Annotated in this window: 7 protein-coding genes; 5 read left to right on the top strand and 2 right to left on the bottom strand. The window is 41.9% G+C overall.

Translation table 11 applies throughout. The annotated features are described in order from the left end of the window. Positions 1-733 precede the first annotated feature (733 nt). A complete protein-coding gene (locus tag CXF70_RS10180; protein ID WP_101802568.1) occupies positions 734-1,375 on the top strand; it encodes a lytic transglycosylase domain-containing protein in 642 nt (213 codons plus the stop codon). Between the two features lie 236 nt (positions 1,376-1,611). Here CXF70_RS10180 and CXF70_RS10175 read toward each other — a convergent pair whose 3' ends face one another. Next, the gene (locus tag CXF70_RS10175) at positions 1,612-2,598 is read right to left on the bottom strand and encodes a metal ABC transporter solute-binding protein, Zn/Mn family (protein WP_101802567.1); all 987 of its coding nucleotides are present in this window, start codon (positions 2,596-2,598) and stop codon (positions 1,612-1,614) included. A 228-nt stretch (positions 2,599-2,826) separates the two neighbouring features. Next, complete coding sequence (locus CXF70_RS10170; RefSeq protein WP_101802566.1) at positions 2,827-4,395, bottom strand: multicopper oxidase family protein; 1,569 nt, start codon at positions 4,393-4,395, stop codon at positions 2,827-2,829. Between the two features lie 522 nt (positions 4,396-4,917). Here CXF70_RS10170 and resB point away from each other — a divergent pair. The 4 genes from resB (at position 4,918) to resA (ending at position 9,343) form a co-directional block, all read left to right on the top strand. Then, positions 4,918-6,564: a cytochrome c biogenesis protein ResB gene (resB, locus tag CXF70_RS10165; RefSeq protein ID WP_101802565.1), complete on the top strand. Its 1,647-nt coding sequence runs from the start codon at positions 4,918-4,920 to the stop codon at positions 6,562-6,564. After that, positions 6,561-7,745 carry a c-type cytochrome biogenesis protein CcsB gene (gene ccsB / locus CXF70_RS10160; protein WP_101802564.1) on the top strand — a complete coding sequence of 395 codons (1,185 nt, stop codon included), beginning with the start codon at positions 6,561-6,563 and terminating at the stop codon, positions 7,743-7,745. The genes resB and ccsB overlap by 4 nt, the downstream gene beginning before the upstream one ends. Before the next feature lie 298 nt (positions 7,746-8,043). Then, positions 8,044-8,751 (top strand): cytochrome c biogenesis CcdA family protein, encoded by a 708-nt coding sequence (locus tag CXF70_RS10155; protein WP_101802563.1) that lies wholly within the window; start codon positions 8,044-8,046, stop codon positions 8,749-8,751. A 40-nt stretch (positions 8,752-8,791) separates the two neighbouring features. After that, positions 8,792-9,343 carry a thiol-disulfide oxidoreductase ResA gene (resA, locus tag CXF70_RS10150; RefSeq protein WP_101802562.1) on the top strand — a complete coding sequence of 184 codons (552 nt, stop codon included), beginning with the start codon at positions 8,792-8,794 and terminating at the stop codon, positions 9,341-9,343. Positions 9,344-9,597 lie beyond the last annotated feature (254 nt).

Here is a 9,597-nt window from a genome sequence, read left to right as displayed (position 1 = left end):
GTAGAAAATTTGGATTTCTAGTTCTAGTAAACACTCAACATTTAATCTTATCTAATAAAACGTGAGAAATGGTCAAATAGATCACTTTTTTAGTTTTATCATACTTCTTGTACAGTTTTTCAATTTTTTTAAATTTTGATATGATATCGCTCAGATAGCAACTTCAGAATATATACTTCTAGAAATCATGGAAGAGCCGAAAACCGACGATTTCTTAAAAAAGCGAATGACATGGTGGAGAGACAGCGGTTGATTGAAACAATTTTAGTCGGTTGATTGCGAGTATGGATGCGTTGGTTGCCAATTGAGTCAAATCGACCTGCAATTTGTCTTTCTTCTCAGGGCCACGAATTTCTGATTCAAGAAAAAAACTTTTTTAAATAAGCATTGAACCGTTCAACGGCACTATGTGTCTTATGGAGTGATTTCTATTTAAGTGACTCTCTTTCAGGTGCCGCATAACTGTCAGGTGCATGTAACCGATTGGATAGAGAGTCGAATTTCCGTTCTTCATGTTCATATATTAAAACGGGTTACTCAAATTTTTCTTTTAGAAAATCAAATATAAGCTAAAAAGGGTTGTCCTTTTCAATACTGTTTACGAGAGCGGTAGTTATTAACTAGGAAATTAACAACTTTCCCTCATGTACTAGGAATAAAATGGAATAATCAATCCTGTAACTAGCACAATTTCAATATGATATACTGTAAAAAAAGTGGTGGATGTGAAGAAATGAAGAAAAAGAAAAACAGCTCTACCCGGTATAAAAAAGGGTTGATAGCAATGTTGGTTAGTGCTGTCATCGGATTAACTATAGTAGCTATCTTCTTTTCTCAAACGATCAGTCCGTTAACACTAGCCCATTCGATAAAAAAAATACCTCAGCAGTTCTTTGAAGTTGAGTTGCCAGAAGAAAACATTCCACTTTATAAAGAAGCCGGGGATGCTTACGGTGTCCCGTGGACCCTTCTCGCAGCTCATCACCGCATTGAGACAAAGTTTTCGACGATGGACCCGATGCTATCTCCTGTAGGGGCAGAAGGGCCTTTGCAGTTCATGCCTTGCACATTTGTCGGATGGAACTACCCGACTTGTTCGGGACTAGGGCAAGGAAATATTCCGACTGATGAGAAAACGAATCCGGCGGTCATCGCCAAATATGGAGGGTACGGAGTTGATGGAAACAATGATGGCACTGCGGACCCGTACAACCTAACAGATGCATTATATAGTGCGGCTCACTACTTGTCTAAGTATGGTGCTGCTGATGGAGACGTTAAGGAAGCTGTTTTCCACTATAACCAAAGCGAGGCTTATGTCAAAGATATATTACACTATTATCAAAATTATGAAGATGAATACGAAGGGAAGTAAAGGGAACCGGTCTTCGCAAAGCAATTAAAAAAGTTTTTTATCCAAAAAGGTACACCCCACGAAACTTTTCGTGGGGTGTACCTTTTGTCTGATAAAGGAAAACTGTTAAGAATTTTTTAAACAGTACTAATGACGCAGCTAAAAAACCGGGTACATCCAAGGATGAAAGTCTGAACAAGAACTTAAAATAGAAATGGTGATTTTCAAATTATAATAGCCAATTGGTGATGTTGTTTTTAATTTAGAATGGTTTCCAAGACAGCAAAGTTTTTCCTCATAAGCGTAAAATAGGTTTCGTTGTTGTCAATATCCTCTTGAGTCAAGACACTCAAATTGTGCATGTTAACAGCTTCAGCGCCAATTTCTTTTTGGATAACTTCTGTTAACTTAGAAGAAACGTTTTGTTCAAAAACAATATAGTCAATACTCTTCTCTTTTGCAAGATTTACAATTTCCACCAATTCTTTTTGAGATGGTTCATCCTGGCTGTTCAACCCAGCAACTGCCACTTGTTCGAAACCGTAAGTTTCCGCAAGGTAACCAAATGCAGCATGCGAAACGAAGAATGTCTTGTTTTCGACAGTGCTTGATAAGTCAGAGAATGATTGATCGAGTTGTTTTAACTCTGCAACGAGTTCATTAAAGTTGGCTTCATATATTTCAGCGCCTTCTGCATCAGCTTGTATAAGGGAGTCTTTAATGGCTGCTGCGAGCTTTTGACTTAGGACCGGAGAAATCCAAACATGAGGATCGATACTGTGAGCATCCTCTTCAAGACTTTCCTCTTCACTGACATCTTCCACATGGTCCTCTTCATCCACTTCTTCCACTAACTCCTCATCAGAAATGGCATCTGCAACGGCCACCATTTGTACGTTTTCTCCGCTAAGAGTTTCTTTGGTGCTGTCCATAAATCCCTCAAGACCAAGCCCTACGTAAAAAAGCAAGTCGGCTTCGGCAAGTGAAATCATGTCTTGCTGTGTAGGTTCAAAAACATGTTCATTCGTCCCCGGTGGATAAACCGAACTGACATTGACACGCTCTCCACCTATTCGCTCAGTAAAAAAGCCGAGGGGATAAGCTGTTGTGTAAACATCAAGAATGGCTTCTTCTATATTTGTCTCTTCAAGGTTCGATGTTTCATTTTCAATGCCATCGGTAGCAGGTTGGGTACAGGCAGTTAAAAATAAGAGCAGAACTGACAAGACTGAAATTTTTTTCATTTTGCACCTCCAAATTGTAATAATTACGTTTTACGCGCAAACAAAATCTTACCTGATATATTTTAAAAACACAACAATATTCTTTTAAAGTTTTTAAAGCAACTTTTGACTGAGTAAAAGTTGCCTGTTCTTGAAGAACCAAGTCTTCCTTGTCGTTTTGCTTTTGATATGGAAATGCTAACAACACAAAAAAGTCGCCGTATGTAACGGGCGACTTTTCTTGTTTAATTACTCAGGTTGGTTATTTGCTTCGGGATTTGGTGTGAAGTCAGGTGTGAAGCCGTCATACTGAACTTGAGTGACCATGCCGGCAGATGCGTGATGCAAATCGTGGCAATGGAATAGCCAGTTACCCGGGTTGTCTGCGATAAACGCAACTTCATATTCTTCTCCAGGTTTCAAATTTAACGTATCTTTCAAGACGGGCGATCCCTGGATTGGCTCGCCATTTTTGCTGAGTACTTGGAAGAAGTGGCCGTGTAAATGCATGGGATGATCATCCATCATCGAGTTATTCACCAGCTTTACTTTTACAAGATCTCCTTCATTTATTTTTATATTTTCTGTTTCAGGAAACACCTCTTCGTTTATGGTGTACTCTGTGCCGCTATCGGCCATGCGAGTGTTCAAATCCATTGTATAAGATACATCATAGTCTTGGTTTAGGGTAAGTACTCCCGACTCTTTTTCACCGTATGCGGCAAGGTCGAATGCTTCCAACTCTTCCTGGTTATTCGACTTGTCCGCTGTGGAACCATCAAAACTTTCATACTGTATAGCTATTTTCATCCCATCTGTTCCTTGCATATCGCCGTGACACTCGAGAAGCCAATCTCCCGGATTATCTGCAGTAAATTCAATATCGTACCGTTCGCCTGGCGCAATAGATATGGACTGGTCTCTGATTGTCTGGGGGTTAGTGATTTCTTGCCCATCTGAACTGACCACTTTAAAATCGTGCCCGTGCAAGTGGATTTTATGTGACATAAACCCGGCATTTACGAGGCGGATTCGAACTTTTTCACCTTCTGTTACAGGTAAAGGTGTGATGCTTTCTCCACTCTTTCCGTTAATTGTGAAAATATCATATTCACTCATATCGTGATCCATGCCTTCCATGCCTTCCATGCCTTCCATATTGTCAGAATCACTTTCCATCTCTTCATTCTCCATGTTCATGGAGTCCGGATTACTCATCCATTCATCAAGTACCAAAGTATAGTCACGATCAATCTCTTCCTGAGTATTGTCTTCCACAACGAAGGACCCGTATAATCCTTTGTCTACTTGGTTGACACCGTCTTGATGCGAATGATACCAATAGGTGCCTGGGTCCTCAGCGGTAAATTCATAGACAAAATTATCACCCGGCTGAACTGCGTTCATCGTAATCCCTGGGATGCCATCCATGTTGTTGGGAACAGGAATGCCGTGCCAGTGTATCGTGACCGGATCAGGTAGTTCGTTTACTAGTTTTACTTTGACGTCTTCTCCCACTTTTACTCGGATTTGGGGACCTGGAACGGAACCGTTAAATGTCCATACGGGAACAGAAAGGTCGGAAGTCAACAGATGTGAAGCTTCTTTTGCCACAATCTCGAACTGATTGTTCTTTTTTTCCAAGAGGGAAGGCAGAACAGTTTTTTCTGTCGCCGTCTGTTGCTCTTCTAGTGTGACGCTTTTCCTTCCATCCGAATTCGTGTCCCCCGTTGAAGTAGGGTCCTCTGTCGATTGACCAGCGCAACCTGCCAATGCTAAAGCGGAAAACAAAACAATACCTATTAGTTTATTTTTCATCTTTAATTTCCTCCTTGCTTCAAACTATACAAGGGAGGTATGGAGATTTTATGGATTTTAGTGACAATTATTTTGTCTAAAAATTGAACATTTAAAGAATAGAAAGTTACGGTCCTTTTTATAAGTCTTCAAGTCTGTGCTTTTTACTTTTACTAATATTAACTAAAGTATAATGCGTAGTAAACGATATATCTCTGACAAAGTGGGGATTCAATGAGAAGCGGCGTAAACAGTAACACCTGCAAAAAGTAATTGCGGTTCTCCATTCCTTTTTTACAACGAATAATTTTTGAACTTAAAGTAAAAGAAATATTGTCAGTAATGGAATCTACTTCTGTGCCGCTGTTTGAAAAAGGGGAAATTTCAATTGTAACACTTTAGACAAACTTCAAGTTGATACTTTGCAAAGTGTTTATAAATGCACACTTTCTACAAACATTTTAGTTAGTCTTATATGGATGTGGTTGGGGGAGAAATGTGAAACCAGGGTGGATTTCATAATATAAAAAAGGAGATCTATTGATGGAGAAAATGCAATGTAAATGCGGTCACGCAAATCCGCTAGGAACAGAATTATGTGAAGCGTGCGGCCGGTCTTTGACGCAGAAAGAACAAGATAAATTACTCGCGGACATGCGTTATGAAGGGTCCGCAAGAAGATCCCAGACATACAACAAATCTATTATTGATAAAATATGGAACTTCTTTTCTAGTGTGAAAGTTGGTGTTGGGCTAATCGTAGTGATTTTGGTAGCCGCATCGGTGGGAACGATCCTTCCGCAATCTATGTATGTGCCGGCGACCGGGGAAGCTGCCATTAAAGCTTATTATTCGGATGTATATGGCAGTGTCGGCCGTGTTTATCATTTTTTAGGGTTCCATGACTTGTACAGTTCAGTTTGGTTTACCGTGTTGGTCGGAATGTTGGCGATTTCGCTGGTCATTGCCAGCCTGGACCGTTTTGTGCCCCTGTACCGGTCATTGAAAAACCAGCGGGTCCTGCGCCATCCAAGCTTTATGAATAAACAGCGCATCTATGGGAAGGGGCCCGGAGCCGACGATACGCTGCAAAAAGCCGAAGCCAAATTGAAGGAATTGAAGTATAAAGTCAGAACGGATAAAAACGGGCTTTTGGCTGAAAAAGGGCGTTTCTCCAGATGGGGACCGTATGTCAATCATATCGGACTAATTATTTTCCTTTCCGGTGTCATGTTGCGGATGATTCCCGGTTTTTATGTCGATGAAACACTATGGATTCGGGAAGGGGAAACACGGGCTATTCCGGAAGTGCCGGGATATTCCTTGGAAAATGTGAAGTTTGCATTGGAAACGTATACAGGTGAAGGCGAAGAAGCCAGATTCGGTGAAGCCCTCGACCGTGTGGGAACGGTCGCGAAAAACTACCAGACAGATATCGTACTTTATCAAGCGCCTGAAGGCAGTTTGCCAGGGGCAACTGATAACTTGGAAATTGTCAAAGAGTACCCCATCCGTGTGAACCATCCGTTAAAATTTGATGGCTATGCCATGTATCAGATGGATTACAAACTGAATGAACTAAAAACCATGACGTTTGCACTGACAGACCAAGAAACGGAGGAATCGCTGGGTGAATTGACCATTGATTTGATAGATCCCGATAAAAATTATGAGTTAAAGAACGGATCGACAGTAGAACTGCTCGGTTATTACCCGAATTTCTCCGGATTTGAAAACGGTGAACCGCAAACGGCAAGCCCGTTGCCGGACAATCCAGGTTTTCTTGTGGAGATGACTACACCGGCAACACCGAAAGGGGAAACCAGTTTCATTACCATCCAAAATACCATCGAGCCTTTCGGACCCAATCAATATAAATTGGCTTTTCAAAGTGCTGAGATGCGCAACGTTTCAGGATTGACGGTCCGTAAAGACCGAACTCTTCCAATCCTGGGTCTCGGAGGGTTGATTTTTATGATAGGGGTAGCGCAAGGGATGTACTTTAACCACCGGCGGTTCTGGTTGCAGCAAACCGACAGCGGCGACATCCTGCTTGCTGGACACACCAACAAAAACTGGTTCGGCTTGAAGAAAGATCTCGAACAAGTTTCTGCTTATGCATCACTGCCTGCTTATAGCGACCAGCAAGCAGAAACGGAAACAGAAAAGGAAGGTGAGTTGCAATCATGACATTAACCACTATCAGCTCGAATTTACTGTACATCGCTTTCTTTGCGTATCTGATTGCCACATTCGTATTTGGAGGAGCCGTAAAAGGGAATAAAAAAGGGTCATTCAGCTCGGAACAGCGATGGGGAAAAGCAGCAATTGCCGTTACTGTTTTTGGTTTTCTTTCACAGTTGGGCTATTTTTTCACCCGCTGGGCTGTATCTGGCCATGCACCGCTGAGTAATATGTTTGAATTCACCACAGCATTTGGCATGACGCTGGTCGGAGGATTTATTCTGATTTACTTCCTCTATAAGACAGCGGTGCTGGGCATGATTGTCCTTCCGGTGGCTTTGTTAATTATTGCGTATGCCAGCATGTTCCCGAATGAAATCAGTCCATTGATTCCAGCGCTCCAAACGAATTGGCTGGAGATTCATGTGAGCACGGTGGTCATTGCAGAAGGGATATTGGCAATAAGTGCAGCAGCCGGATTAATTTACTTGCTGAAAGTCGTAGATTTGACCAAAAAATCGAAGCAGCGCTTTTGGCTGGAAGCCATCCTGTATACATTGGTGCTGGTTCTAGGTTTTATCATATCCAGTTCCTACTTTACCTTGACGAATTATGAAGCCGAATTTCAGTACGTAAATAAGGATGGACAAGAAGCATTCGTCACCTATAACATGCCTCCTATTTTTGGCATGAATGAATCCGTTCCATTGACCGAGGATGCCCTGACCCCGTTCATAGAAACTCCTGCGGTAATTGACGCTACAAAACTGACGACTATTACATGGTCGTTGTTAGTTGGTACTGTTTTGTACGTATTGATTCGCTTGGTTGCCCGTCGGCGAATATCTCAACTAATCCAGCCAATGATGAAAAATGTCAGTTCCGAATTAATGGACGAAATCAATTATCGAGCCGTCATCATCGGTTTTCCGATATTTACTTTAGGAGCGCTCGTTTTTGCAATGATTTGGGCGCAAATCACTTGGTCCCGTTTCTGGGGTTGGGACCCGAAAGAAGTGTGGGCACTGATTACGTGGCTGTTTTATGCGGCTTACCTTCATTTACGCCTTGGAAAAGGCTGGCAAGGAGAGAAATCAGCATGGCTTGGGGTAATTGGCTTCGCGATTATCATGTTTAACTTGATTGTCGTCAATCTGATTATTGCCGGTTTGCACTCGTACGCGTAAGAAATACCCCCTTCTTTTGAAACTGGAAAACTCAGAGCAGAAGATTTCGGAGTTCGGGAGAATGCGATGATTGGTATTCTCTGCCGTGCAGAATAAATCTACTGCCTAGGGTTTATTACTATTCTGTTCCTTGTCGCGTTCCGTTTAACTAGGTCTGTCGCGAGGCTGTTGGCAGTAAAGAAAAGAGCACCTAAATACACACCGCATAACAAGAAGTTGTTTTGGCCATCTTTCAAAGAATGGTAAAAGGTAGTGGTTGAGGTGAATAAATCAGATTTACCAAAAAGGAGAACATTCTATGACTGAAGTAAGTTTATTCCTGGCGTTCGGCGCTGGGCTGTTATCATTCATTTCTCCCTGTGCACTACCGTTATACCCGGCTTTTCTGTCCTATATCACCGGGGTATCGGTCACTGAGCTAAAAACGGGGAAAGGGGCGATGAAAAAGAGTGCTTTGATTCATACGGTCCTGTTTTTAATTGGGTTTTCCCTCATTTTTTTAGCATTGGGCTTGTCAACTTCGCTTATTGGAAAATTTTTCTTGGAATATCAAGTCCTTCTACGCCAACTGGGCGCCATTCTGATGGTGTTTTTTGGCTTAGTCTTAACCGGAATTTTAAAATTTGATTTTCTGCTTTCAGATAAAAAAATCCAATTTCAGAAAAGACCATCCGGATACGCCGGTTCTGTCTTGATTGGCATCGGTTTTGCAGCCGGATGGACGCCTTGTACCGGTCCCATTCTGGCAGGCGTTATTGCGCTCGGCGTAGCGAATCCGGACCAAGGGCTTCTCTACATGCTATTTTACGTCCTGGGATTTTCGATTCCTTTTCTCTTGATGTCGTTATTTATCGAAAAATTGGGTTTCTTGAAAAAGAGAAGTGCTCTTCTCATGTCAGTAGGTGGAGCACTGATGATTCTAATGGGAGTTTTACTCTACTTTGATATGATGACAGAAATCATCGCTTTTTTATCGCAATTTACGGGTGGATTCACAGGATTTTAATAGACAGGACTTTAAGTATTCAGAAAGGGCGTGACACTGCATGACTACTAAAAAGAAGAAAAAGAAAAATCGTTTGATAGTGAGGACAAGCATTTTGCTTGTCATGGCAGGAGCTATTGCCTTCACCATCTACAATGGGGTAACGAAGGAAAAAAGTGAATTGCTGCAGGTTGGAGATATGGCACCCGATTTTGCGTTGACTGATTTGAACGGGGAACGGCATCAGCTGTCGGATTACGAAGGACAAGGGGTGTTCGTGAACTTCTGGGGAACTTGGTGCAAACCGTGCGAGAAAGAATTTCCTCTGATGGAAAAACAGTATCAAGTATACAAGGACCAGGGCGTGGAGATACTGGCCGTCAACATTGCCCAGTCGGATTATGAAGTGAGACAATATGCCGAACAGCGGAATCTGACGTTCCCGATTGTCATCGACAAGGACAAGAGTGTGATGGAAGCCTACAACATTCGGCCCCTTCCTACCACGATTCTGGTCAATCCCGAAGGGGAAATTGTGAAAATCATTACCGGCGAAATGTCCGAGGAAGACATTCAAAGCTACATGGAACAGATTAAACCAGCAGAGCTTTGAAAGAGTATTTTTTAGTGGAACCACTATATTTACAAATGGTTTTACAGCCCATGGCGTCTTAGAAAGGAATTTCTTAGGCGCTTTATTCTATTCAACTATGGCTTTCCGGAATAAGTAGTGGAATTTCAACTGCTTCGAATTGATGTTTACATAACATGTGTTATCAGAACTAAATCAAAATAAGAAAAAAGAAAAATTTCAAGAGGCAAAGAGTAAAAGGGGAGGGCTATTAAGCGAAACGCATTCGCTTAATA

The organism is Planomicrobium sp. MB-3u-38 (genome assembly GCF_002836425.1).
Lineage (GTDB): Bacteria > Bacillota > Bacilli > Bacillales_A > Planococcaceae > Planococcus > Planococcus okeanokoites.
The sequence above is the reverse complement of the archived record's forward strand: the minus strand, read 5'-3'. Positions and strand labels throughout refer to the sequence as shown.